The organism is Micromonospora sp. C41 (genome assembly GCF_018070485.1).
Taxonomy (GTDB): domain Bacteria; phylum Actinomycetota; class Actinomycetes; order Mycobacteriales; family Micromonosporaceae; genus Micromonospora; species Micromonospora chalcea.
Genome location: NZ_JAGPXP010000006.1, coordinates 91,244 through 115,949 on the forward strand (window position 1 = coordinate 91,244; position 24,706 = coordinate 115,949).

Sequence of the window (24,706 nt, forward strand, 5' to 3'; positions counted from 1 at the left end):
GCGTCAGCGGTCGAGGTAGGCGGACAGGCCGCCGAGCTCCTCGTTGGCGATGAAGACCGAACGGACGTTGATGACGGCTTCCTCGACGTGCACCGGGCAGCCCCACGCCGAGTCGCCCCACGAGTCGGCGACCTTGATCTCGGCGGGCGCGGCGCAGCCGTCGCTGCCGCCGAGCTGACACCGCTCGGGGCGGGGAGTGGCGGCCTGCGCGGCGGCGGCGGCGCGCAGCCGGGCGGTGAGTTCCGCCGCCGCGGCGGCGCGCTGTTCCGCCTCGGCCCGTAGCTCCCGCTCCGCCCGCACCACCCGGGCCAGCTCGTCGTGGGCGGCTCGCGCGCGGGCGTCCGCTTCGGACTTCGCCTGTTCGATGTGGTGACGTTCGATGGCCAGGGCGGCGGTGCCGGTGAAGACCCGGGCGAGGGCCAGATCGGTGTCCCGCGGGACGCGCGGGGTGCGGTGGTACATGGCGAACGTGCCGAGCAGGCTGCCGTCGCGGGCCAGGATCGGCGTGGACCAGCAGGCGGCGAGCCCGGCCCGCTCGGCCAGATCGCGGAAGTCGGCCCAGAACGGGTCGGTGGCGATGTCGGTGACGACGACCGGCTCCCGCCGGTGCGCGGCGGTGCCGCACGATCCGACGCCCTCACCGGTGGCGATCCCGTCGATGGCCTCGTTGTAGAAGTCGGGCAGGCTGGGCGCGGCGCCGTGGCGCAGGTGCCGGCCGTCGGCGTCGGCGAGCAGGACGGAGACGAGCACCTCCTGCGGCGCGAGGTTCTCGATGCAGCGGGCCATCCCGTCGAGCACCTCGGTCAGGGGCGCCTGCCGGGCGATCTGCTCCAGCATGGCGCGGTGCTCGGCCATCAGCCGTTGCGCGTGCTTGACCTGCGTGGTCTCCACTCCGATCACGCGGATCCCGGTCACCGTGCCGGCGGCGTCACGGCGCGCCTCGTAGGTGAAGTCGAAGAACGCCTCCCGCGCTTGCGAGCCGGTGCCCAGCATGATCCGGGCGTCGTGACCGGTGTAGGACTCGCCCGTCCGGTAGACCTCGTCCAGCAGGGCGATGAAGCCCTGGCCGTCCAGTTCCGGCATCAACTCGGCGAGCGGAACTCCGGTACGTGCGCGTTCCTCACCGATGGCGGCGAAGAATGCCGGGTTCGCCGCCTCCACCACGTGCGTCGGCCCGGCGAGCGCCGCGAAGACGGCGATGGACTTGCCGAACAGCGTCCGCAGGTCCTCGTCCGCCGGCCTGGGCAGGTCCTGGCCTGGTAGCGCCGTCATGCCTGGTCTTCCTCCCCGCCGCTTCGTCGACCGTCGCAAGATTACGGGTCAGTGACCGACGTTCACATCTTGGCATCGACGTCCGCCTCCGTTACCGTCGTGGGAACGCTCCCACGAACTTAGATACGTCGATGTGATCAGGAGGAAACACGTCGTGGCTATCCTCTCCGCCCGCCGCAGGTCAGCGGCCATCAGCGTGGCGGCCGTAGCGGGTCTCGCCGCCGCCGGCGTCGGCCTCGCCGTCGGCGGCGCGTCCGCCGGCACCGTGTCCGGATCGCTCTACCGCGACCCGTCCTCGGCAGTCGTCCGCTGGGTCGCCGCCAACCCGGGCGACTCCCGCGCCGCCGTCATCCGCGACAAGATCGCCAGCCAGCCGCAGGCCCGCTGGTACGCCAACTTCAACCCGTCGACCATCCAGTCCGAGGTCTCCAGCTTCATCGGCGCCGCCAACGCGGCACAGCAGATCCCGGTGCTGTCGGTGTACGAGATCACCAACCGCGACTGCGGCGGCGCCAGCGCCGGCGGCGCGCCGGACCTCAACCAGTACCAGACCTGGGTGTCCAACTTCGCCCGCGGGCTCGGCAACCAGACCGTCCTGATCATCCTGGAGACCGACTCGCTGGCCCTGCAGACCTGCCTGAGCACCAGCGAGCTGAACGCCCGCAACCAGGCGCTCACCACGGCGACCCAGACCATCAAGTCGGCCAACCCCAACGCCAAGGTGTACCTCGACGGCGGCCACTCCACCTGGAACAGCGCCAACGACACGGCCAACCGGCTCCGCGCGGCCGGCGTGCAGTACGCCGACGGCTTCTTCACCAACGTGTCGAACTTCAACCCCACGTCCAGCGAGGCGAACTTCGGCCGGGCCGTCATCTCCGCCCTCAACGGCATGGGCATCTCCGGCAAGCGGCAGGTCATCGACACCAGCCGCAACGGCGGAGCGGCCGGGGACTGGTGCGCCGACGACAACACCGACCGGCGCATCGGGCAGTACCCCACGACGAACACCGGCGACGCCAACATCGATGCGTACCTCTGGGTGAAGCCGCCGGGTGAGGCGGACGGCTGCCGCTACACGGCCGGTTCGTTCCAGCCGGACCTGGCCTTCAGCCTGGCCAACGGCGCGCCCAACCCGCCGCCCACCACCGCGCCGCCGACGACGGCTCCGCCGACGACCGCGCCGCCGACGACCGCCCCGCCGACCACGGCGCCCCCGACCACGCCGCCGCCGGCCGGTAACGGCTGCTCCGCGTCGGTCGCGATCAACCAGTGGAACGGCGGCTTCACCGCGAGCGTGAACGTCACCGCCGGCTCGGCGAGCATCAACGGCTGGACCGTGACCATCGCGCTGCCCAGCGGCGCGGCGATCACCGGCACCTGGAACGCCCAGGCCAGCGGCACCAGCGGCACCGTCCGGTTCACGAACGTGGGCTACAACGGACAGGTCGGCGCCGGGCAGACGACCAACTTCGGCTTCCAGGGCACCGGCACCGGTCAGGGCGCGACGGCCACCTGCGCCGCCTGACCCGCACGACACCTGCGGGCCCGGCACGGAGGAACACTCCTCCGCGCCGGGCCCGTCCCCGTGCTCCTGGTCGACGCGGCTCGCCCAGGCGGCCGGCGAGGGTTAGGCTGTCGATGCGGGGTATCGACGGCTGATCGCCGACCCCCTGCCCTTCCCACGGTTTCCCAGCCGCGACGACTGAGTCGAGTGCTGCCGTGCAGATTCCCTTGGAGCACGACGTGCCCGACAAGACGTTCGCCCTGAACCCCTTCAGCATCGAGGGGGCCGAGGTCACCGACGAGGAGCGCAGTCCGGCCGCGGACATCAGCGCCGCCTCCATGACCCGCCTGCGCAGCCCGTTCGCCGCGGAGGAGCCCGCCCGCGAGCGGGGCCCGGAGTCCACCGCGCGCTGACGACGAGAGTCACGCCGGCGCGTGGCGCCGCGCTCTCCTCAGGTTGAGGGCCAGCTCCTCGCGGTTCTGGTGCGCGTGCCGGATCCACGCGGGCTGACCCGGGCCGGTGCGCCACGATTCGCTCAGCGGGCTGTTGTCCACGGTGTCGAAGCCGAACTGGTCGTACAGCCGCGTCACCAGAGCAACCGCCTCCGGGAAGTTGCTGGAGACGGAGAGCGCCAGCCGGTCACTGGCGCCGGCGGGCCGGGCGGAGGTGAGCAGGCGGGGCGCCTGGATGTGGGTGAACGCCTTGGCGACCTTCGACGTGGGGAGCTGCTCCTGACGCAGTTCGTGGACCGTCTTCTCGCCCGAGTCGAGGACCGGGATGTGCCCGTCACGCCAGACCATGTAGTTGTTCGTGTCCAGGACGATCTTGCCCGCGAGTTCCTCGGCCGGCATGTCGTTGACGACCTTCAGAGGTACGGCGACGACGGCGAAGTCGCCCGCCGCCGCGGCCTCCCTGGCGTACGCCGCCCGCGCCGACGGACCCAGCTCGGTGACGAGGCCCGCCAACGTCTCGGGCCTGCGCGAGTTGGCGATGACGACCGAGTACCCGGCCGCGATCGCCGCCCGTGCGATCTGGCTGCCGACCTCGCCCGCGCCGATGATGCCGATGGTTGTCATGGGTTCCCCTCCCGGCTGTCGGTCGCGGCTACCAGTTCAGGTGCCCGAACTCGTCCTGGAGCGTCCCGGTCGGGCCGTCCGTGGGCAGCGTCGCCAGACGTACGACGATCCGGGCGCTCTCGGCCGGTGACCTGCCACCGCCGAGCGCGGCGGTCATGTCGGTGGCGGTGAAGCCCGGCTCGACCGCGTTGAACTTGATGCCCGGCTGGGACCGGGCGTACTTGACGGTGATCATGGTGGCGGCAGCCTTGGACGCCGAGTAGAGCGGGAACCCCAGATCGAACTCCGGCCGGTCCGGGTTGTTCGTCGCCCAGAAGGAGCCCGCGCTGCTCGACACCGTGACCACGGTGGGGTTGGCGGATCTGCGCAGCAGGGGCAGTGCCGCCTCGGTGACCCGGATGATCCCGACCACGTTGGTGTCGAACACGCGCAGCGCGGTGGGTCCGTCGACGGGGCCTTCCTCGGCGACGCCCGCGTTGTTGACCAGGACGTCGAGCCGGCCGTGGGCCGCGTCGATGGTCGACAGGGCCTCGGTCACCGAGGCGTCGTCGGTCACGTCCAGGTGCAGGAACCGCGCGCCGAGCGTCGCCGCCGCCTCCTCGCCCTTGCGCTTGTCGCGCGCCCCGATGTAGACGATGTGCCCCAGGTCCAGAAGCTGCCCGGCGGTCGCGAAACCGATGCCCTTGTTCGCGCCGGTGATCAACGTGACGGTCATGCGTCTCCCTCGGTCTTTTGTACTGATCGGTTGTGACGTCACCGTAGCAAGGTTCTGTACCGATCGGTTGGTGCGCTGCGTCACTTCTGTACCGAGCGGTAGAGTGGGTGCATGGGCACTTCGACACCGGGACGGCCGCGAGCCTTCGACGAGCAGACGGTCCTCGACCGGGCCGCCGAGGTCTTCTGGCGGCACGGTTACGAAGGCGCGTCGCTCAGCTCCCTCACCAGCGCCATGGGCATCAACCGGCCGAGCCTGTACGCCACCTTCGGCAGCAAGGAGGAGCTGTTCCGGCGTGCCTTCGCCCGCTACCACGAGACCAACCTGGCCAACGCCCGCGCCGCACTAGAACAACCCACCGCGTACGCCGCCGTGGAGAGCTTCCTGCGCGCCAGCGCCGACGCGCTCACCGCCGACGACCACCCCGCCGGCTGCCTCTCCATCCAAGGAGGGCTCTCCTGTTCCCCGGAGAACACCCGCATCTCCGAGATGCTGGCCGCCGGCCGGGCCGCCACCGAGACCGCCCTGGAGGAACGGCTCTCCCGCGCGGCGAAGGAAGGCGACCTCCCGGAAGGCGTCGACAGCCGGGCACTCGCCCGGTTCGTGATGGCGCTCAGCGAGGGCCACGCCGTGCACGCCGCAGCCGGCGCGAGCCGCGAAGACCTCCAGGCCTCGGTCGACGTCGCGATGCGGGTGCTCAACCTCGTACCCGGCCCGGCGACCCCCACCTGATCTCAGGAGAACCGATGCGGGAGGACGAACTGCGGGACCTGGTGCGGCGCAGCCCCTGGCTGATCCGGGCGCTGGGCGTCGTTCGGGACTGCGGCCTCCCGGACGCCTGGATCGGCGCGGGCGTCATCCGCGACCTCGTCTGGGGCGAGCGGTACGGCCACGGGTTCGACCCCTCGTCGGTGCGCGACGTCGACGTGGTCTTCCTCGACCCGGCGGACCTGAGTCGTGACAACGACGACCGGGCCACCCGGCGACTGGTGGCGGGATGGTCGGATCCGCCGTGGGAGGCGAAGAACCAGGCCGCCGTGCACACCTGGTATCCCGCCAAGTTCGGCGGTGGCCCGGTGACACCGCTGCGCACCATCGCCGACGCGGTCGCCACCTGGCCCGAGTACGCCACCGCCGTGGCCGTACGCCTCGACACGTACGACGAGATCGCGGTGTGTGCGCCGCACGGCCTCGACGACCTGCTCGACGGCGTGTGGCGACGCAACCGGGCCCGGGTCAGCCCGGAGGTCTCCCGGCAGCGACTGGCCCGTCACCGCCCCGCCGAACGCTGGCCCGGCGTCCGCGTCGTGACCTGAGCCGGTGCTCGCCCGGCTCAGCGCGGGCCCAGCCCGGTTCGCCCGTCGACGAGTTCGCGCACGACATCCAGGTGGCCGGCATGTCGGGCGGTCTCCTCGATGACGTGCAGAACAATCCGACGCAGGTCAGTGGTCTGCGACGCCAGCGGCTCCTCCGGGTGCCGGCCGACTGGTTCCGCCGTCAACGGCGCCGCGGCGATGATCGCGTCGGAGATCCGGCACTGGTCGCGATAGAAGTCGAAGACCTGGTCCGGCGATCGAGACGTGCGCAGCGGTGTGTTCTCGTCCGGCCAGGGCAGTGGCTCCACCGAACCGCGAAAGACCTCCTGGAACCAGTGGCGCTCCGCGTGACCGAGGTGCTCCACCAGGCCGAGCGGCGACCAGCCGGAGGGCAGGACGGACGTCCGCAGCGCGGTCGGGTCCAGATCAGCCAGGATGGCTCGGACGCTGGCTCGCTGATATCCGAGGAACTCGCACAGCGTGGCCTTCTCTGTATCGATCTTCGTCACGCCGGCAGGCTAGCGGCCGACGCCGACACTTCCGGGACCGTTGTGGTCTTCGATGAGGTGCGCGGTGGGCTCAGCCGCCGGCGCGGCCCGCACGTGCCTGCTGGGACACACCGCTGACCCTGACGGCGGTCGACCAGAAAATCTGGGTCGGAACGACTAGACATCCTCTGCAGCGTGGAATAATCTTCTTCGAGTCGAGAGAGAAGATCCGTCAAGACGCAGACGGGGCCGCCCGGCCGTGAGGTCACGACGGACGGTGAGAAGCGGAATTCGTTCCGCCTGGAACGGCAGTAGGAGCACGTCAGCCCCAACGTGTGACGCACGATGGGGCACGCAGGTGGGGCCAAGGCTTGCTCAGGGCTCCAGCTGATGTTCGCCGCACGTGTCGGGGCCATGAAGTCGCGTGGGTTCCGGCGCCGGCGGACCGTACGACCGCAAGGGTGAGAAGTAGCAGAGGAAAGGGAGGGCCGTACACCGTTGGATCGCCCGCCAGCAGCTGTCATTCCAGGCTCGGCGGACACCGCAGTTTCCATCGAACGAGAGGTGGTCTCCGGTCACGCATATGCGATCCTCGCACCCGAAGCCTTCGATGGCTGGTGCGGATACGACAAGCCGACTTTCCTGTCGGTAGATGGTGTTCTGACCCGTTAACCCTGGGCCCCGGCGCTTATGCGCCGGGGCCCTCGATGTGGAGGTGACATGGGGCGAAACCCCGATGACATGTTCGGCGACGAGAACACTCCGGCCTACACCATCGGTCAGGCCGCAGAGATGCTCGGCACCACGCAGGACTTCCTGCGCCGCCTGGACGAGGCGAAACTGATCAACCCGCACCGCTCTGCCGGCGGGCACCGCCGCTACTCCCGCTACCAGTTGCGCCTGGCCGCCCGGGCCCGCGAGATGGTGGATCAGGGCACGGCGCTGGAAGCCGCCTGTCGGATCATCATCCTGGAAGACCAGCTCGAGGAAGCCCTGCGGCAGAACGAGAAGCAGTAGCGTGGGGCCACGGCGGCAGACTGGCCGGCCCGCTCCCGGCTCGGTCCTGGTAGCCCGTACTCCTGCTTGTCGCGCCTCTTCGCATCCCGGCGATCGGCCGGGATGTTGCTGTTCGTGACCTACGGCCCGAGGCGGGCCGTAGGCCGCCGGTGCCCGCGCGCGGCGGATCGGCGTGTGCCAGACCCACTCACCGCCATCGGCTCCACGACGGATCATGTGCTACGGTGGCCGGGTTGCAGTTTTGATTTCCGTAGACGTTTTCCGGCGCCTGATGGGGCATCTGAAACCCATCCAGGCGCTTTTCGTTTTTCGTGTCGTTTCGACGCGGGTGATCAACGCGGCGGCGTAAGGGTCCGCACCGTGCGGTCTCTAACAGCCTGCGAAGGAGCAGACATGACTACAGGCACCGTGAAGTGGTTTAACGCCGACAAGGGCTTCGGCTTCATCAGCCCGGACGACGGCGGCGCCGACGTCTTCGCCCACTTCTCCGCGATCTCGGCGAGCGGCTTCCGCAGCCTCGACGAGAACCAGAAGGTGGAGTTCGACGTCACCCAGGGCCAGAAGGGCCCGCAGGCGGAGAACATCCGCCCGCTCTGATCCACACCCGCCGAACGGCGGCCCGACTGATTCAGCGGGCCGCCGTTCGGCGTCTCATGCGCTCACCACGGCCAAGCATCGACCCTTGTCCCTCACGAGCCGGATACCGCACTGCCGCCGCCCTGACGGTCGAGGCACGTACGGTCGCGGTCCAGTTGGAGCACGCCATGGTCGGACTCGACGCCTTCCTCTGTGCACGGCGCTACATTCTGAAGGGTTGATGACAATGACGACGACCTACTCCGGCCCTGCGAGGCTGATCCTGGTCGACGGCGCCTGCATCTCCGGCATGGCTTCCCTCAGTACCAACCAGCGCGGAGGACTCAACGGCTGGGGCGGCACGTTCCGTCCGGACGAGATCACGACAGACCTTCGCAACGCAGACCAGGGGCTGCAATTGGAGCTGCCCTATGATCGGGTAGGGACAGTCGCCGTCACCCGCATACGCAAGCTACTCGCCACGCAGGTATTGATGTCGCTGGCAGGCCGCGGACCCGCACCATTCTGATGGTACGCCGTACGGCCGCCGCTACATCGCGGCTCGACGCGTGCGCGCACCTGGCTCTGTCGGCTCCGCCTCAAAATGACCCCCGTGCGCCAGATGACGGCCGAGATCACCTCGGGGCAGGAGCCGGCCGCCAGGCCGGCGGATGCGGTCACGGACGAGCAGTTGATCGCGATGCTGGCCGATCGGGCTCGCGGTGACGGATTTGAAGCTGACCGATGAGGGTGGACTGCTGCAGCAGATGACGAAGCGGGTCCTCGAATCGGCACTGGGCGGCGAGATCACCGACCACGTCGGCTACGACAAGCACGCGGGGCGGACCCGACCCGGCTGGCGATCGTGAGTCGCGATGTCCCGCAGCCGTGCTGGCCTCGACCGTCCCACCGGCCAGGGCTGTCCTGACGAGAGCTCAACCTGCTCGCCGACCCGCGCCCCCGGGCTCGTCCGCGCCCAGGCCGGCACCCCGGGTGCCGCACCCGGTGACCGGGGGTGTGGAAGCACGCCGCGAGGCGTACGGTGAAGATGTCACCCGAGTCCCCGGTGGCCGCCAAGCCGTCGCCACCACTCTGCCCGGTCGGTCCCGACCGTCACTCTCATCGTGGCAAGCCTGTGGTGCGATCCAGACAGTGCTTTCGCACGGCCGCCCGTGAGTGCGATCCTCTCGGACGGCTCCGCAGGGGAGAGCGTCCTATGACCATCGCCAGACAGCGGATCGTCAGTCTTCTCCGCCGACGCGGCCAGCGGATCAGGGCCGACTGGGTCGAGCGGGAACTGCCGGAGCAGATAGACCCGGAGAAGCACGCCGGGCTGCTCGCCATCCTGCGCCTCGACCCGGCCGATCTCGTCGACCCGCCTCGTACTCCGCTCGGACCGTCCGCCTGACCGCCGAGAGCGATCTGACCAACCGGCCGGCCCGTCGACGCCCCCTGCTCCCTTCCCCAGGAGCCCACCACCATCGAAAGAGGTCCGCGCATGGTCAGGTTCGGTCCCGTCCCCACCGGTGTGCAGTCCGGCCCCGAGATCAACGATCGGCCACGGCCTACGCCGGACGGCCGTGCCGGGAGCCCGGTGACCCTCGTGCACCGCGTCACCCCCTGCACCACCACCCGTTCGGACCTTCCCGGCGCCCGCCCGGACGCCGGCGTACCGGAGAGGCGGATCTGATGGTCCGCTCTGCCAAGGACCGCATGACGTGGGTCTGCACCGGTGAGCCGCCGGTGGCACGCCTGCGGCTGGCCGACTCGCCGTCCAGCCGGTCGATGCTCGACGGCGGCTGGTGGCCGACGTCACGAGAACCGGTTGTCGAGTTGTGCAGCCTCGTCACAGCGCTCACCGCCCGGCGTGGCGGCGTGATCGAACGGATCATGCTTCAGCCCGATGCCTGGGACCGGCACCCCGGCCGGATCGGCGTCGGTGGTGCCGTGGTGAGGGTGGGTTGGTTCACCAGTCTCGCGGCCGAGCTGGTGATTCTTACAGGCCCACGGGATCTGCGAGTCGACCTGGCCGTGGTCGCACCTGGGGCCACCCATGCCGTGGCGACGGCGACCATGCTCGCGGCTTCGCGTCCCGCCGACAGCACGCGCGCCACTGGTGAGACGTCCATACCGTCCCACCCCCGCCAGGGACGGTCGGCGCGAGCCGACGACGACGTCGCCGGCTGGGAGACCGAAGGCGGCCACGTTCAGCGCGATCGCCCACCCACCGCGCCGGCCCGGACCTGAACGCTCCGACTCTGCCGAAGCCACCACTGACCGAATCCCGCCCGGGCCCTTGCAGGTGACCATCAGATGCAGGCAGACGGGGGCGTCGATGGTGTTCGTGCCCACTGTGACGGCGCCGGTCCGGCCGGCGCGCGGCACCGATCCGGTACACGCCGGGAGTCGACGTGGTAACCCTGCTGGGTGAGACGATCCGTTTCCTACGTCGCCGACGAGGGTACTGACCTCAGGCTGCATCCGACGTCCTAGCCGGATCGCGGCGGTCGCCCGGACTCCCGCGGCCTGTCGTCCGCACCTCCCGCACACGCTTGCCGCACTCGGAGACGTGAACCTTCCTGTGCGGTGGGAGATCCGAGGAGTCCCATGTCGAGCTCGACTGCCTGTCCTCCCGTCACCGAATTCGCCGACACTTCACCTCCGCACCGGAAGCCCGCGGGCGGCAGTGACTTCGCCGTGCTCAACCGACGGGTCGTCCGGGCCGGTCTGCTCGAACGGCGTCCCACTTACTACGCCGTACGGATGGTCACGGTGGCATCGATGCTGGTGGCCGGATGGACAGCGTTGTGGTTGGTCGGAGCGTCCTGGTGGACCCTCGCCGTCGCCGCCTTCCTGGGTGTCGCGTTCTCGCATGCGGCTCTGGTGGCCCACGATCTGGCGCACCGGCAGGTGTTCCGCACCGGGAAGCTCAGCGAGCGGGCGGGCCGGATCGCGGCCAACATCGCGGTCGGGATGAGCTACGGCTGGTGGATGGAGAAGCACACCCGCCACCACAACAACCCCAACCATGACGATCTCGACCCGGATGTGGCGTCGGAGGTGCTGATCTGGGCCAGCGGGTCGGCCCGGGGGCGACGCGGGCTGAAGGGATACGTCACCCGTCACCAGGCCGGTCTGTTCTTCCCGCTGCTGACGCTGCTGAGCATCGGCCTGCGGGTGTCCAGCGTCAGGGCGTTGCTGGCCCCCGGGATGAAGCGCCGCGGTCTGGAGGCCGGCTTGATGGGCCTTCACCTCGCTGCCTACGTCGCCGCCCTGCTGTTGGTGCTCACCCCTTGGCAGGCACTGGCGTTCTTCGCCGTTCACCACGCGGTGTTCGGTGTCTACCTGGGGATGACGTTCGCGCCGAACCACAAGGGCATGCCGCATCCGGAGGGCACCGAGGACTACCTGCGCAAGCAGGTGCTGACCTCACGAAACGTGACCGGTGGCCGGCTGACCGACGCCGCGCTGGGCGGTCTGAACTATCAGATCGAGCATCACCTGTTCCCGGCGATGCCGACACCGAACCTTCGCCGGGCGCAACCGATGGTCGAGGCCTACTGCAGGGAGATCGGAGTCGCCTACGAGCAGGCCAGCCTGGTCCAGTCGTACCGGCAGGCGTTGCGGCACCTGCACGAGGTCGGTGCGCCGCTGCGCGACAACCGGTGAGGCGGAGGACCGCCGCGTCCCGCCCGGTCACATCGGCTGTCGGCATCGGGTCGCCGGGCGGTAGCATCAGGACACGGCCTGTTCAGGTCGTTGCCCCAGCCCTCGGCATCAGGTCGTTCATGCCGAGGTGAGGCTATGGCCCAGGTGTCCGGCGCGCATTTCGTCATCACCCTACTGATCTCGCCTCGACGTCCCAGCGCCCTGATCCGCCTGGCGGGTGAGATCGACATGGAGGCCGACCCGGCACTGTCGGGCGTGGTGGAGCGCCTGTCGATCATCGCGCCGACCGAGGTCGTCGTGGATCTGGCCGATGTCACCTTCGCCTCCTCCGCGCTGCCCAGTTTCCTCGCCCGGGCGCATATCGCGCTCGCGGCTGATTCCGCCCTCGTCGTCTGCCGGCCCGGGGGCAGCATCCTGCGGTTGCTGCGGATCACGAACATGGAAGAGCTGGTGACGCTGCGTCCTGACCTGCCGGTGGCCGAAGACTGGACGCCGAGCAGCGCCGCGTCGCTGATCGCCCCTTCTTCCGCGCCGACCGCGCCCGGCTCTACGTCACCATGCTGACCATCGGCTACCTGGTCAGCCGCGGCCTGGCCAAGGCCGGCAGCCGCTCCGCTCCCCACGCCTGATCCCGCGGACACGGCTCAGTCGTCCTGATCCGCTGCGCGGGGCGGCAGCGGGACTACCGTGATGCCGTTCACCGGCGGGGGAGTCGGACGATGCTCGGGCGCGCCGGCTTCCCGCATGCGACGGCGACCCAGCAATCTGAGTTGCACGATCCGGGCGGTGCCGGGGAGTGCGACGAGCAGGACCCCGGAGACCGCGGCCAGCAGCAGGGCCACCCCCATCGGCAGCGTGCCGTGCGCGCCGAGGAACGACACCTCGGCGGGTTGCCCGTTCTGCAGCACGAAGACGAGCAGCAGCAGGAGTACGACCGCGAACACCACGGCAGCGACCCACAGACCCCCGACCCGCGAGCGCTTCACCGCCGGTCGCGGGGGAATCGGGCGAGAGGCATCGGTGCCGCGGTGACCGTCGCGCGGGAAGAATCGAACATGACTGTTCCGGGGTGCGGTCATGAGAACCGCCGCCTTCCGAGGAGTATCCGGCCGGCCTGAGCGCGGTGGTGCGCCGGCGCGTCTGGTTGATTGCGGGCCTGTGACAGACCGTCGCGGTCCGACGTGCGGTGGACGGTGCCCTGCCGGGAGCGAGGGTAGGCCCCGCGACTTGACCGGTCGGGATGGCGTCGCGAACGGGGCGTCCGTCGGCGGCGGGCTGTCAGCCACCGGGGTCCCGAGCGACACTGCCAGCGTACGCTCCCTTGCCTCGATCGGCTCGGCGTCGTCGCGTCCGTTGCCGCCGGTAGCGCGGCGGCGTCATGCGGAGTACCGTTTGCCCTTCGCCCGGGTCCCTGGCGCTGTCCGTAACGTCCGCTTCGAGCGATCCGGGTCGGAGTCAGTGGTGGACACGGACAACCCCGGGCACGGCGATCCGACGACCTCCGATCGCCGGCTGCGGCTGTGGGCCGCTCTCGGCGCTGCCGCCCGAGGTGGCGCGGTCACGGTCGGTCATGTCTGCGCGGCTGCGGTCTCGGCCGCCGACGTCGACTCCGCGGCCGTCGCCGTCGTCCTCGATGCCACGCCGCGCGAACTGGTGCACGCGACGGATCGAAGCGCTGCGGATCTGGAAGACCTAAGCCTCACCCTCGGCGAGGGGCCGTGCGTGGACGCGACCACACACGGGCCTGTCCTTGCCGCCGATCTGACCCTGCCGGAATGCCGGAAGCGCTGGCCGGCGTTCGCGCCGGCCGCGGTGCGCGTCGGGGCCTGTGCGGTGTTCGCGTTGCCACTACGGGTGGGCGGGATCAACCTCGGTGTCCTGGACCTTTACCGGGCCCGCGCCGAGGACCTCGCGGCGGAGGAGCTGGCCGACGTGCTGATCCTGGCGGACACGGCATGCGCGGTGCTGCTGGACGGCGCGACGAGCCACGGCGCGGACCGGAACGATCGGTGGCCCGAGGGGACCGGCCTGCACCACCCCGAGGTGCACCAGGCTACCGGAATGATCATGGCCCAGCTGGAGGTGCCCGCGGCGGTGGCACTCGCCCGGATGCTGGCCCACGCGTACTCCCGGGACCGGCGGTTGCGGGACGTGGCGACCGACATCGTCGCCCGGCGCCTGCGTCTCGGCCCGGACCGGACACGGTGACCGGAAGGGGTGAACGGGGGATCGGCGCCAGGACGGGCGCCGCACGGACCGTCCCGTCGGGTGACCGGTGGAACCATTGATTGGCGAGGTGACCGACATGGCCGAAACCCAGCTGGCCGACGTTTTCGTGGAGATGGCCGACACTCTCGTCGACGACTTCGACGTGATCGAGTTCCTGCACGTGCTGACCGAGAGGTGCGTTGATCTGCTGGGTGTGTCGGCGGCCGGGCTGCTCCTGACCGACCAGCGGGACAGGCTGCAGGTGGTCGCCGCCTCCTCCGAACGCACCCGGCTGCTGGAGCTGTTCCAGCTTCAGACCGACCAGGGGCCCTGCCTCGACTGCTTCCGTACGGGCCGACCGGTGTCGGTCGCCGACCTGGGACTGACCACCGCACAGTGGCCGAGGTTCGCCGCCGCGGCGGCCGAGGTCGGCTTCGCCGCGGTGCACGCCCTGCCCATGCGCCTGCGCTCCGAGGTCATCGGCGCGCTTAACCTCTTCGATGTCCGGCCGGGAGCTGTCGACGAGGACAAGCTCCGCATCGGTCAGGCGCTCGCCGACGTGGCCACCATCGGGCTGCTGCAACAGCGCGCCATCCACCGGCGCGACATGCTCGCCGAGCAGCTGCAGACCGCCCTGAACAGCCGCGTTCTGATCGAACAGGCCAAGGGAGTCCTCGCCGAACGCCTCCAGGTGGACGTGGGTCAGGCCTTCGCGTTGCTGCGCGACGGCGCCCGCAGCCGCAACCGGCGGCTGTCCGACCTGTCCCAGGCGATCGTCGACGGCTCCGAGCAGATCACGCTGGGCCCGGTCGACCACGGGTCCGCCTGACGACCGGTTCGGCACCCGGAACCCGTTCGGGTGTCGGTCCTGGAGATGAAGGCGTACGGTGACGGTGTCGCCCGGGTCCCCGGTGGCGCCAGTCTTGCCGCCACCAGCCCGTTAGGGGCGTTGGAACAATGGTCACCTCCGCCGTGACACCCACAGCCACCTTCTCCCCTCCGACGCCGAACCCGGCCTCGGGGATCAATGAAGACATGTTGCGTCGACGCGCCGCCCTGACCGTCGACGATCCCGAGCGCGTACGGCTACGAAATCGGGTCATCGAGGCGAATCTGCCGATGGCGTGTCGGTTGGCCCGCCGGTACACCGGTCGCGGGGAGTCCTACGACGATCTGGCGCAGATCGGCGCGCTCGGCCTGATCAAGGCCGTCGACGGATACGACGGCGGTCGTGGCGTGCCGTTCGCCGCCTACGCCGTCCCGACCATCCTCGGCGGCATCCGGAAGCACTTCCGCGACTCGGCCTGGGCGATCCGGGTTCCGCGTCCGACCCAGGAACTGGGTGCACGGGTGCCCGAGGCCCGGGGCAGGCTGGCGCAGCAACACGGCCGCCAGCCGACCGATCGAGAGCTCGCCGACGACCTGGAGGTGACCGTCGCCCAGGTCCTGGCCGCCGTCGTCGCCCTCGGTGTCTATCGCCTGGCATCGCTGAACGAGCCACGACTCGCGGCCGACCGCATCGAACGCCACGCGCGCAGCGGCACCGTCGATGCGGGCTACGCGGCCGTCGACGACCACCTCACCCTCGGGCCGCTCCTCGCGGCGCTTCCCCCACGCGAACTCCGGATCCTGACCATGAGGTTCACCGGTGACCTGACCCAGGCGCAGATCGCCGCCCGGGTCGGGCTGTCCCAGATGCACGTCTCCCGGCTGCTGAAGCGCTCGCTGGCTCAACTGAGAACAGGGCTCCTCCGCTGACCCGGCGCCGGCACGCGGAACCACTCCGAACAGCTTCTCGAGAGGCAGATGATGGGGATCGCCAGAAACCGGATCGTCGCGGCGCTGCGCGAGCGCGGTCAGCACGCCAGGGCCGACTGGGTCGAGCGCGACCTACCGGAGCGGGTGGACCCCGCTAAGCACGTGGGGCTGCTCGCGACCCTGCGTCTCGATCCGGCCGACCTCGCCGACTCGCCGTCCCCGTGAGGGTCGCCCTGCTCGGGCCGGTCGCCTGGCGGACACCCCCGCACCACTACGGCCCCTGGGAGCAGGTGACCGGGCTGCTCGCGGAGGGGTTGGTCACCCGTGGCGTGGAGGTGACCCTGTTCGCGACGCTGGACTCCGTCACCTCCGCCGCCCTCGACGGTGTGTGCCCCCGCGGGTACGCCGACGACCCGGCCATGGACGGCCGGGTGTGGGAGGCGATGCACGTCTCCCACGCGATGGCCCGTTCGTCGGAGTTCGACCTGGTGCACAGCCACCTCGACTGGCTGCCGCTCGCCTTCGCCGAACACTGCCGCGCGCCGCTGCTCACCACCGTGCACGGTTTCTCCGGTGCGGGCATCCTCCCCGCGTACGCCCGGGCCCGCTCGTCCTACGTCTCGATCTCCGACGCCGACCGGAACGCGGACCTCGACTACGTCGCCACGGTGCACCACGGTGTCGACCTGACCGGGCTGCCGTTCACCCGCGACGCCGGCCCGGGACTGGCCGCCTTCGGCCGGATCCACCCCGACAAGGGCACCCACACCGCCATCGAGATCGCCCGCCGCGCCGGACGGCCGCTGACCATCTGCGGCATCGTTCAGGACGAGCGGTACTTCGCCGAGCAGGTGGCCCCCCACATCGACGGCGACCGGGTCGTCTTCCTCGGCTCGGTCGGCCCTCGGCGGCGTGCGGAGGTGCTGGGCGCGAGCGCCGCGCTGCTGCACCCGATCGCCTTCGACGAGCCGTTCGGGCTCTCGGTGGTGGAGTCGATGGCCTGCGGCACGCCGGTCGTCGCGTACGCGCGCGGGTCGATGCCGGAGGTCGTCGACGAAGGGGTGACGGGGTTCCTCGTGCGGACCGCCGAGCAGGCCGTCGACGCCGTCGGCCGGGCTGCCGCGCTGGACCGGGCCACCTGTCGGACCCGGGCCGGGCAACGCTTCGGCGCGGACCGCATGGTGACCGACTACCTGACCGTCTACGACCGCCTCACCCGTCGGTCGCACCGCTGAACCCCCGGCCACCACCGCCCGATCCGTTCCGCCGGCCACACACGCTGGCCGGCGTGCGCCGACACCGCGTGAGGCCGCCCCCACTCCGAGGCGGCCGACAACCGGAAGGCCCGACACCCATGCCCAGCTACGGCTTCCTCAGCACGCACCCACCGACCCGATGCGGACTGGCCACCTTCAACTCCGCCCTCGCCACCCACCTGACCGCCGACGGCACGCGCGGCGGCATCGTCCGGGTCACCGACCACGGCGACGACCTGCGGGCCGGACCCGGGGTCGTGCACACCTGGTCGGCCCGTACGCAGACCGGCTGGCGGGACGCCGCGGCCGTCCTCAACACCTTCGACGTGGCCGTCGTGCAGCACGAGTACGGCATCTACCCCGGCGCCGACGGCGAGGACGTCCTGCCGCTGCTGCGCCGGCTCACCGTGCCGAGCATCGTGGTCCTGCACACCGTGCTCCGCCGGCCCTCGCCCAGGCAGAAGTCCCTGCTGGAGCAGATCGTCACCGCCGCGGGAGCGGTCGTCACCATGACCCGCACGGCTCACGACCGGCTGCTCGTCGGCTACGCCGTACGTCCGGACAAGGTCACGGTCATCCCGCACGGCGCCGCCGAACACGTCCACGTGCCCGCCGACCGCCGTACCCGCCCGCACCTGCTGACCTGGGGACTGCTCGGCCCGGGCAAGGGCGTCGAGTGGTCGTTGCGGGCCCTCGCGCGGTTGCAGGACCTCGAACCGACCCCCACCTACACGATTGCCGGCCGGACCCATCCGAAGGTGGTCGAGCACCAGGGGGAGGCGTACCGGGCGGGACTGCACCAGCTCGGCGCCCAGCTGGGCATCGCCCACGCCGTGGACTACCAGAACGTCTACCACGACCAACCCGCGCTCGCCCGGTTGATCCGCTCCGCCGACGTGGTCGTGCTGCCCTACGACTCCCGCGAACAGGTCACCTCCGGCGTGCTCATCGAGGCGGTGGCCGCCGGGGTGCCCGTCGTGGCCACGGCCTTCCCGCATGCCGTCGAGCTGCTCAACGGCGGGCCCGGTCTGGTCGTACCCCACCAGGATTCGGCGGCGCTGGCCGCCGCGATCCGGCGGATCCTGACCGAGCCCGGCCTGGCCGCCCGGCTGGCGGGCCGCGTCCGGCCGCCGGCCGCGGACCTGCGCTGGCCGGCGGTGGCGGCCAGCTACGGCACGCTCGCCGAGCGGCTCGTCGCCGCCCGCCTCTCCGCGGTCAGCGCGGCGTCGGCGTGACCGCGACCACCGATCTGTCCAACATGTCAGGCAGCGGTGGCCGGCATCCGACGCCCCGGCCGAGCTTCGCGCACCTGAGCCGTTTGAGTGACGACACCGGCCTGTTCGAGCACGCCCGACACGCCATCGTCCGCCGCGAACACGGCTACTGCACCGATGACGCCGCGCGCGGGCTGGTCGTCACCAGCCGGGAGCCGGAGCCGACCCCGGAGGTGCTCGGGCTGGCGGAGCGCTACCTCGCGTTCCTCACCCACGCGCAGGACACCCGGGGCGCCTTCCGCAATCGGCTCGGCCACGACCGGCGGTGGACCGACGCCCCCGGGCTCGGCGACTGGTGGGGGCGGGCGCTGTGGGGGCTCGGCACCGCCGCCGCCCGCAGCCCCGCGCCCTGGATCCGGGAGGAGGCACTCGTCGCCTTCGGCCGGGGCGCCAGACGGCGCTCCCCGGCCCCGCACGCGATGGCCTTCGCCGGGCTCGGTGCCATCGAGGTGCTGCGCCGCCACCCGGGCCACGCCGATGCGGCCACACTGCTCATGGACGCGGCCGCCACGATCGGCGCCCCCGGCCCCGACCCGCTCTGGCCCTGGCCGCAGCCGTGCCTGACCTATGCCAACGCGGCCCTCGCGGAGGTCGTCATCGCGGCCAGTCAGCTACGCCACGACGGCCCGCCCCTCGACGACGGCCTGCGGATGCTGACCTGGCTGCGCGACGTCCAGCTCCGTGATGGACACCTGTCGGTCGTACCCGCCGGCGGGTGGCAGCGCGGCGCGGCGCGGCTGCGCCACGACCAGCAGGCGATCGAGGTAGCCGCGTTCGCCGACGCCTGCGCCACCGCCGCCGCCGTCACCGGCGACCCCGGCTGGGAGACCGGCGTCCGGCAGGCGGTGGGGTGGTTCCTCGGCGACAACGACGTCGGTACGCGGATGTGGGATCCGGCGACCGGCGGCGGCTACGACGGGCTGACCCCGCACGGACCCAACCTCAACCAGGGCGCCGAATCGACCCTCGCGCTGATCTCCACCGTGCAGCACGCCCGGCGGTGGTCGTGACCGACACCCTGGCCGTCCGGCACGGCGCCATCCTGGCCCCGGATCCACGCCGGGTCGTCGTCAAGCTCTTCGTCCCGGGTGAGGACGCCGCCCTGGTACGCAGCCGAGCGCGGGCGCTCATCGACCGCGTCGCGCACCTCGACGACGAGGAGACCGGCCGGCTGCTGAGGGAGACCTTCGACCGGTTCGGCACCCGGCACCGCGATCTGGACGCCACGTTCCACCACCACTACGACCTCGTCCGGCACCGCATCGCCCGGGGCCGGGACCTTTCCCCCACCACCCGGCTCCTGATCGGCGCCTACTTCAGCCACGAGTACGCGGTCGAGGCGGCGGCCCTGTGCAACCCGTCGATGGTTGCCCATCCGGACCAGACCGGCCTGATCGCCGGGCAACTGCGCGTCGCGATCAGCCTGCGCCAGATCGGCGAGGGGCACCTGTCGTCCATCGGGTTCGCCACCGCGGTCCTCGGACCCGGACTCCGGCTCACCGTCGCCGACCGGTCCGGGCCGCCGGTCGTCGGACAGCGGACGGCCGTACGACACCGCCGGGACCTCCTCGCCGCCGGCCTGACCGAGGTGGACTGCGACAACGAAATCACCGCCACCGTGCTGCACGCCCTGCCCGAACGCTACGACGAGGCGACCTTCGACCGGGTGATCGGCGATCTGCCACCGGACCTGCTCTCCCGCAGCACCGGACCGGACACCCTCGAACAGGTACGCCGCACCAACGCCGCCAGTTACGCCACGATCTTCCCCGCCGACACCGCCCTGCATCAACGAGTCCTCTGGCCGGCCGTTCCGGCGGAGGGCAACGGCATGGAGGACGCCCGGTTCGTCAGGTTCACCGGCGAGTCCGGACCCTTGTACCGGGCGACCTACACCGCCTACGACGGACGGCGCATCGCCACCCGCACGCTTGCCAGCGTGGACCTGCGCCGATTCGACAGCACCCCGATGCGCGGGCCGGGCGTCCGCAACAAGGGCGTCGCGCTGTTCCCCCGTACCGTGGCCGGACGGCACCTCGCCCTGTGCCGCGCGGACGGCGAGACCATCGGCCTGACCAGCCTGGACGGTGAGAACCGGTGGCGGAGGCCGGTGCCGCTGCACGCCCCCCGGGACAGCTGGGAACTGATCCAGGTCGGCAACTGCGGATCGCCCATCGAGACCGACGCCGGCTGGCTCGTGCTCACCCACGGCGTCGGCCCGATGCGCCGGTACGCCATCGGCGCGCTCCTGCTCGACCTGCGCCGGCCGGAACGGGTGATCGCGCGGCTGCCCGGCGCGCTCCTGTCACCCGACGAGGCCGAGCAGGACGGTTACGTCCCCAACGTCGTCTACTCCTGCGGCGCGCTCGTGCACGACGGCGAGCTGTGGCTGCCGTACGGGGCCGGCGACAACCGGGTCGGGTTCGCCACCGTGCCGGTGGCCACGCTCCTCGCCGCGATGGTGGAATCCGCTCCGGGCGGCCGGGACGGATGAGCGGCCGCCGGTACGACGATCCGGACGGTCGGTGTCGGCCGAATCCTGCTCGGGTGTGGACGGCCTGGACCGGCGGGCGACCACTACCTGCTCGACCGCGACGATGATCTCTTCAGAGCGCGTCGGCGCGACCGTAGAACCCGCTCGATCATCCTGTTGATCCGCCAACTTCTTCGAGCGGTGCAACTTTCCGGGTGGGCGGTTCCGTTCTACCTCCGTCACGAGGAGGCAGCGCACTTGATAGCCGAAGACGAGCAAGCATTCCGCGAGTTCGTGACGTCAGAAATGGCGTCACTGCGCAAGCTGGCGTACGTGACCTGCGGCGACTGGCACGCGGCGGAGGACGCCGTGGCCAATGCTCTGGTCAAACTCTATCCCCGCTGGCGGAAGCTGGACCGGCCCGATCTCTACGTCAAGACCATGGTCTACCGGGCCGCGGTCGACGAGACCCGTCGGCCGTGGCGGCGCGAGCGGTCGGCCGGTGACGCCATGCCGGACATCGCGCTGCGCGACCCCGCCGGTGCGAGCGACGAGCGGATGCGCCTGCGGGCGGCGCTCGACTCGGTGCCACCCCGGCAGCGAGCCGCGGTCGTGCTCCGGCACTACCTGGATCTGAGCCTGGAGGACACCGCCAGCGTCCTGAACTGCACGGTGGGCACGGCCAAGAGTCAGGTGTCCCGTGGCCTGGCGAAGCTGCGCGAGTCACTCGGCGGCGACCGTACCGATCTCAACGGACCATCGATAAAGGAGTGGACCCATGCGGTTGCATGATCTCGTGGACGCGGTAACGGGCGATGAGCCGCCGATGTCCCGCACCGTCGACGACATCATCACGGCAGGGCGGCGGGCGCAGCGCCGCCGTCGGGCCGGATTCGCGTCAGCCGGCGCGGCGGGCCTCGTCGTGGCCGTGGTCGCCGGTGCGTTCGTGGTACCGGCTCTGGGTGCGCAGCAGAGCCCCCCGGCCGCGCCGTTCGTTGCCCGTGCGGCGGCGTCCGAGCCGGCCGGGGCCGAGTGGCCCGACGCCGCGTCGTTCACCTTCACCTTCACCGGGTACGACGCCGGCACGCTGCATGTGCAGGACCCGATCGTCGCGTCCACCGCGTACCAGATCGCTCCCGTCTACTCCGACGGTCACACCTCGAACGACAAGCCCATGACCCGCCAGGAGGTGGAGGAGCAGGGCGACGCGTTCTTGCGGAACAAGGAAAACGGGAAGCCGGCCCTCTTGGCGTACCTGACCGTCTACCGGCCCGGTGCCTTCGACCCGGCCGGGATCAAGGACGGCGCGAACGTCACCGTGGCCGGGCGCAGGGCCGTGCAGGCGACGCTGCCGGTCGGCCTTGACCCGCAACGCCCGGTGGATGGCGGCAACAAGCTCTTCGCCTGGGAGTACGCCGACAACGCCTGGGCGGCTGTCACGTCGTACTCCGGCGACAAGGCCACGCCGAGCTTCGAGGAGCTGGGCGGCCTGGTCGAAGGCCTGAAGCCCAGCAGGCCGACGCCGGCCCTGGTGCCCTTCACGGTGGGCTACCTGCCGGACGGTTACGTGCCGTTGCAGATCGGCACCCACGCCACGGCGGGCCTCGGCGGCATCGCCGCGGCCCGCGGCGGCGACTACGGCGGCGCGACGTACACCAGGTCCGCCGCGCCCACCACTGGGCTGACCGCACCGTACGAGGCGAGCGAGGGTGGCATCAAAGACGGGTTCCACATCTCGGTCATCCCGAGCAGCAGCGCGAACCAGACGCCGGAGCCCGGTGTGACGAAGTGCTACGACGTACCCGACCGGCCCGGGTGGGACGGCCCGCAGGTCGACATCTGGTGCCAGTTCCGGAGCGCCGACGGCGCAGTCGTAGTCGAGGTCAGCCCCGATAGTGCCGGTAACACGCTGCCGCGGGTCGAGCTGGAGAAGATCGCCAAGGGGATCACGGTCGCCGACGTCGAGGACGAGTCGACCTGGACTCCGGCCGCGACCGCCCTGCGGCCATGACGGCCAGCGCCGGCACCACGACGGTGCTGTTCCGCAGGGCCGTTTCAGCGGCTCCTGTCGCGAAGAATGAAGGCTTGGGATGAGACGCAGAGCAAAGGCCGGTCTGATTGCCACGGCAACAGCGGCTCTGTGCGTACAGGTGGTGCCTGTCGCCGAGGCGAACACCGCGCCGAAGTCCGACGCGGTGCCGGTCGGACTGGCGGAGTTCTACGCGCAGCGTCCTGCGTGGGGACCCTGCCCCCGCCCGCCGGTGCCACCGAGGCGGTCACCGGATCCTTCGGCGTCCGCGCTTCCCCGTGCCGGGAGCGCGTCCCCGGCGGTGGAATGCACGACTGTGCGGGTGCCGTTGGACTACCGGCGGCCGGACGGCCCCCGGGAGACCGTCGAGCTCTCCCGGCGTCTGGCGAGCGATCAGCCGAACCGGCTCGGCGTACTGGTCGAGGTCCCCGGTGGGCCGGGCGGGCAGGGAATCTACGCGCCGGAGGACCCGGCGTACGAGGCGCTGTCAACGCGGTACGACATCATCGGGTACAACCCGCGCGGTGTCGGGCAGTCACAGCCTCTGCTGTGCGAGGGCACGAGCGTGCAGTTGTCCGGCAGGACACGCTTCACCGACGCGCAGATGCGGGCGTACACCGAGGAGTTCCGCAGGCGTGATCAGCAATGTGAACGCGCGGACGGTGCCCGGCGTCCCTACTTCACCACCGCCAACAACGCCAGAGATCTCGACATCGTCCGCGCGGTCCTGGGTGAGCGTCAGCTGAACCTGATGGGGAAGTCCTACGGCACGTACGTGACGGCCGTCTACGGCACGCTTTTTCCGAAGCGACTGAACCGCAACGTCCTGGACTCCGCGATCCACCCGCAATGGATATGGCGGGAGGCGTGGAAGCAACAGGCAATCGCCCAACGTAGGACCGCCGACGCCTGGATGACGTGGGTGGCCGAGCGCAACGGAATCTACGGGCTGGGAACCACCCGGTCGCAGGTGCGCGCCACGATCGAACGGACCCGGGCGAAGCTGGAGCAACGCCCGATCGACCAGGGTGATTTCGTGTACGACGGCACCGAGTTCGACGGCCTCATCGGGGCCACCAACGAGGTGGCGTACTGGGACTTCTTCGCAGCGACGGCGAGCCGGCTGCGTCAGCAGGTCGAGACACCCTCGGACGTGCCGGGTGACCTGGGCCGGGCGTTGGCTCTTCAGCAAGAGATCCAGGCCGACCCGCTGCCGACCAGCAATGGCGTCTGGGAGGCAGTCAACTGCGAGGCCGAATGGCCCGCCGACCTCAAGGTGTACTACGCGGACATGCGCTACTTCTCCGAGCACTTCCCCTACGGCTGGGGTGCTTCGGCGGTTTCTCCGCGTGAGTGCACCTTCGGCTCGGTGGAGCGGGTCGAGCCGCTGGTGAAGCTGCGCCGCAGCGGCTACCCGACAGGGCTGGTCGTGCAGGAGGAGTTCGACCCGCAGACGCCGTACGAGGGCGGTCGGGCGATGGCGGACCTGCTCGGGCACCGGCTCCTCAGCGTTCCCCGCGATGGCTACCACGTCGTCCACGGCACCAACGCCTGCGTCGACGCCGCCATCGACGACTACCTGCTGAACGGAAAGCTGCCGAAACGGGGAGCGGAGTGCGAGGGAACGCCGGTCCCCGAGGTTCCGACGGATGGTTCGGCGCGGGTGGGTGAGGGCGACCGCCCGTCCCTCGACGAGCAGACGACTCTCTTGTCCGGCCCTCGTCCGCTTCAGGCTGGTGGTCGTGCGCCCTCCTGATGTCGACGCGTGAGGGCTTGACATCCGCGCTGTTTTGGCCGACGCCTCCGCAGTTCCTTGGTACGTCACGGCTGGCCAGGTGGTGGATCTGTTCCACGGCGCGCAGACCCGCGGGCACGGCGACCTGGAGGTCGCCGTGCCCGCAGCGCACTTTGCGCCCGCGCCACGGTGGATACCGCCGGAGTACGCGCGCTGGTTGATCACCTTGAGGTGGTGGGGGCCCGCTGTTCCCGCCCGTGCGTAACGTCGGCCCGGCCGAGGATCTGGCCGGTGACGGTGTCCCGGGCCTCGAGTCCGATGCGGTAACCGCCATCGG

General features: G+C 70.8%; 29 protein-coding genes. 24 read left to right on the forward strand and 5 right to left on the reverse strand.

Annotated elements, in window-relative coordinates:
- Nucleotides 1–3: 3 nt before the first annotated feature.
- The gene (locus tag KBX43_RS09055; protein ID WP_210884059.1) at nt 4–1,272 is read right to left on the reverse strand and encodes a GAF domain-containing protein; all 1,269 of its coding nucleotides are present in this window, start codon (nt 1,270–1,272) and stop codon (nt 4–6) included.
- A gap of 154 nt (nt 1,273–1,426) precedes the next feature.
- Here KBX43_RS09055 and KBX43_RS09060 point away from each other — a divergent pair, with 154 nt between their 5' ends.
- Together KBX43_RS09060 and KBX43_RS09065 are read left to right on the forward strand one after the other, a co-directional pair.
- Nucleotides 1,427–2,800 carry a glycoside hydrolase family 6 protein gene (locus KBX43_RS09060; protein ID WP_210884064.1) on the forward strand — a complete coding sequence of 458 codons (1,374 nt, stop codon included), beginning with the start codon at nt 1,427–1,429 and terminating at the stop codon, nt 2,798–2,800.
- A 194-nt stretch (nt 2,801–2,994) separates the two neighbouring features.
- On the forward strand, nt 2,995–3,192 hold the full coding sequence (locus KBX43_RS09065) for a hypothetical protein (RefSeq protein ID WP_069087860.1): 198 nt from the start codon (nt 2,995–2,997) through the stop codon (nt 3,190–3,192).
- Nucleotides 3,193–3,201: 9 nt separating this feature from the next.
- Here the strand turns inward: KBX43_RS09065 and KBX43_RS09070 are convergent, their stop codons facing one another.
- Together KBX43_RS09070 and KBX43_RS09075 are read right to left on the reverse strand one after the other, a co-directional pair.
- Nucleotides 3,202–3,855, reverse strand: coding sequence for an NADPH-dependent F420 reductase (locus tag KBX43_RS09070; protein WP_210884065.1), 654 nt, complete (start codon nt 3,853–3,855; stop codon nt 3,202–3,204).
- Between the two features lie 28 nt (nt 3,856–3,883).
- Nucleotides 3,884–4,570, reverse strand: a complete 687-nt coding sequence (locus KBX43_RS09075) for an SDR family NAD(P)-dependent oxidoreductase (RefSeq protein WP_210884070.1) — start codon at nt 4,568–4,570, stop codon at nt 3,884–3,886.
- A 111-nt stretch (nt 4,571–4,681) separates the two neighbouring features.
- Between KBX43_RS09075 and KBX43_RS09080 the strand changes: the two genes are divergently transcribed.
- Both KBX43_RS09080 and KBX43_RS09085 read left to right on the forward strand, forming a co-directional pair.
- On the forward strand, nt 4,682–5,302 hold the full coding sequence (locus tag KBX43_RS09080) for a TetR/AcrR family transcriptional regulator (RefSeq protein WP_104115840.1): 621 nt from the start codon (nt 4,682–4,684) through the stop codon (nt 5,300–5,302).
- Between the two features lie 14 nt (nt 5,303–5,316).
- Complete coding sequence (locus tag KBX43_RS09085; protein ID WP_210884072.1) at nt 5,317–5,886, forward strand: nucleotidyltransferase family protein; 570 nt, start codon at nt 5,317–5,319, stop codon at nt 5,884–5,886.
- A gap of 17 nt (nt 5,887–5,903) precedes the next feature.
- On the opposite strand, the gene KBX43_RS09090 is transcribed toward KBX43_RS09085, so the two are convergent.
- Nucleotides 5,904–6,395, reverse strand: a complete 492-nt coding sequence (locus KBX43_RS09090; protein ID WP_210884074.1) for a DinB family protein — start codon at nt 6,393–6,395, stop codon at nt 5,904–5,906.
- Nucleotides 6,396–7,094: 699 nt separating this feature from the next.
- Here KBX43_RS09090 and KBX43_RS09095 point away from each other — a divergent pair.
- The 9 genes from KBX43_RS09095 (at nt 7,095) to KBX43_RS09130 (ending at nt 12,200) form a co-directional block, all read left to right on the forward strand.
- On the forward strand, nt 7,095–7,391 hold the full coding sequence (locus KBX43_RS09095) for a helix-turn-helix domain-containing protein (protein ID WP_043326983.1): 297 nt from the start codon (nt 7,095–7,097) through the stop codon (nt 7,389–7,391).
- 393 nt (nt 7,392–7,784) lie between these two features.
- Complete coding sequence (locus KBX43_RS09100; protein WP_043326981.1) at nt 7,785–7,988, forward strand: cold-shock protein; 204 nt, start codon at nt 7,785–7,787, stop codon at nt 7,986–7,988.
- A 226-nt stretch (nt 7,989–8,214) separates the two neighbouring features.
- Nucleotides 8,215–8,496 (forward strand): hypothetical protein, encoded by a 282-nt coding sequence (locus KBX43_RS09105; RefSeq protein ID WP_043326979.1) that lies wholly within the window; start codon nt 8,215–8,217, stop codon nt 8,494–8,496.
- An 84-nt stretch (nt 8,497–8,580) separates the two neighbouring features.
- Nucleotides 8,581–8,715: a hypothetical protein gene (locus KBX43_RS31845; RefSeq protein WP_255358612.1), complete on the forward strand. Its 135-nt coding sequence runs from the start codon at nt 8,581–8,583 to the stop codon at nt 8,713–8,715.
- Nucleotides 8,699–8,836, forward strand: coding sequence for a hypothetical protein (locus KBX43_RS09110; RefSeq protein WP_197494984.1), 138 nt, complete (start codon nt 8,699–8,701; stop codon nt 8,834–8,836). Before KBX43_RS31845 ends, KBX43_RS09110 begins: the two co-directional genes overlap by 17 nt.
- Nucleotides 8,837–9,183: 347 nt before the next feature.
- Complete coding sequence (locus KBX43_RS09115; protein ID WP_043326977.1) at nt 9,184–9,375, forward strand: hypothetical protein; 192 nt, start codon at nt 9,184–9,186, stop codon at nt 9,373–9,375.
- A gap of 281 nt (nt 9,376–9,656) precedes the next feature.
- The gene (locus KBX43_RS09120; protein WP_051611247.1) at nt 9,657–10,214 is read left to right on the forward strand and encodes a DUF5994 family protein; all 558 of its coding nucleotides are present in this window, start codon (nt 9,657–9,659) and stop codon (nt 10,212–10,214) included.
- A 360-nt stretch (nt 10,215–10,574) separates the two neighbouring features.
- A complete protein-coding gene (locus KBX43_RS09125) occupies nt 10,575–11,636 on the forward strand; it encodes an acyl-CoA desaturase (RefSeq protein ID WP_043326973.1) in 1,062 nt (353 codons plus the stop codon).
- A 135-nt stretch (nt 11,637–11,771) separates the two neighbouring features.
- The gene (locus tag KBX43_RS09130) at nt 11,772–12,200 is read left to right on the forward strand and encodes an STAS domain-containing protein (RefSeq protein ID WP_043326971.1); all 429 of its coding nucleotides are present in this window, start codon (nt 11,772–11,774) and stop codon (nt 12,198–12,200) included.
- A gap of 80 nt (nt 12,201–12,280) precedes the next feature.
- Here the strand turns inward: KBX43_RS09130 and KBX43_RS31850 are convergent, their stop codons facing one another.
- Nucleotides 12,281–12,583, reverse strand: a complete 303-nt coding sequence (locus KBX43_RS31850) for a lipopolysaccharide assembly protein LapA domain-containing protein (RefSeq protein ID WP_197494980.1) — start codon at nt 12,581–12,583, stop codon at nt 12,281–12,283.
- A 280-nt stretch (nt 12,584–12,863) separates the two neighbouring features.
- Between KBX43_RS31850 and KBX43_RS09140 the strand changes: the two genes are divergently transcribed.
- The 11 genes from KBX43_RS09140 to KBX43_RS09190 all read left to right on the forward strand — a co-directional run bounded on the left by KBX43_RS09140 (nt 12,864) and on the right by KBX43_RS09190 (nt 24,390).
- Nucleotides 12,864–13,844, forward strand: coding sequence for a GAF and ANTAR domain-containing protein (locus KBX43_RS09140; RefSeq protein WP_158629851.1), 981 nt, complete (start codon nt 12,864–12,866; stop codon nt 13,842–13,844).
- Between the two features lie 97 nt (nt 13,845–13,941).
- Nucleotides 13,942–14,673, forward strand: coding sequence for a GAF and ANTAR domain-containing protein (locus tag KBX43_RS09145; protein WP_043330684.1), 732 nt, complete (start codon nt 13,942–13,944; stop codon nt 14,671–14,673).
- Between the two features lie 128 nt (nt 14,674–14,801).
- Nucleotides 14,802–15,602: a SigB/SigF/SigG family RNA polymerase sigma factor gene (locus tag KBX43_RS09150; protein WP_082931161.1), complete on the forward strand. Its 801-nt coding sequence runs from the start codon at nt 14,802–14,804 to the stop codon at nt 15,600–15,602.
- A 51-nt stretch (nt 15,603–15,653) separates the two neighbouring features.
- Nucleotides 15,654–15,827 (forward strand): hypothetical protein, encoded by a 174-nt coding sequence (locus KBX43_RS09155; protein WP_176722769.1) that lies wholly within the window; start codon nt 15,654–15,656, stop codon nt 15,825–15,827.
- Nucleotides 15,824–16,837 carry a glycosyltransferase family 4 protein gene (locus tag KBX43_RS09160; RefSeq protein ID WP_064448566.1) on the forward strand — a complete coding sequence of 338 codons (1,014 nt, stop codon included), beginning with the start codon at nt 15,824–15,826 and terminating at the stop codon, nt 16,835–16,837. Before KBX43_RS09155 ends, KBX43_RS09160 begins: the two co-directional genes overlap by 4 nt.
- A 119-nt stretch (nt 16,838–16,956) precedes the next feature.
- Nucleotides 16,957–18,093, forward strand: a complete 1,137-nt coding sequence (locus tag KBX43_RS09165; protein WP_064448565.1) for a glycosyltransferase — start codon at nt 16,957–16,959, stop codon at nt 18,091–18,093.
- Between the two features lie 23 nt (nt 18,094–18,116).
- Nucleotides 18,117–19,142 carry a hypothetical protein gene (locus KBX43_RS09170; RefSeq protein ID WP_043330681.1) on the forward strand — a complete coding sequence of 342 codons (1,026 nt, stop codon included), beginning with the start codon at nt 18,117–18,119 and terminating at the stop codon, nt 19,140–19,142.
- Nucleotides 19,139–20,626, forward strand: a complete 1,488-nt coding sequence (locus KBX43_RS09175) for a glycosylase (RefSeq protein WP_210884076.1) — start codon at nt 19,139–19,141, stop codon at nt 20,624–20,626. Before KBX43_RS09170 ends, KBX43_RS09175 begins: the two co-directional genes overlap by 4 nt.
- Before the next feature lie 237 nt (nt 20,627–20,863).
- Nucleotides 20,864–21,397, forward strand: a complete 534-nt coding sequence (locus KBX43_RS09180) for a SigE family RNA polymerase sigma factor (protein ID WP_043330679.1) — start codon at nt 20,864–20,866, stop codon at nt 21,395–21,397.
- Nucleotides 21,384–22,616, forward strand: a complete 1,233-nt coding sequence (locus KBX43_RS09185) for a hypothetical protein (RefSeq protein WP_210884078.1) — start codon at nt 21,384–21,386, stop codon at nt 22,614–22,616. The genes KBX43_RS09180 and KBX43_RS09185 overlap by 14 nt, the downstream gene beginning before the upstream one ends.
- Before the next feature lie 340 nt (nt 22,617–22,956).
- Nucleotides 22,957–24,390, forward strand: a complete 1,434-nt coding sequence (locus KBX43_RS09190) for an alpha/beta hydrolase (protein ID WP_210884080.1) — start codon at nt 22,957–22,959, stop codon at nt 24,388–24,390.
- The last annotated feature ends 316 nt before the right edge of the window (nt 24,391–24,706 follow it).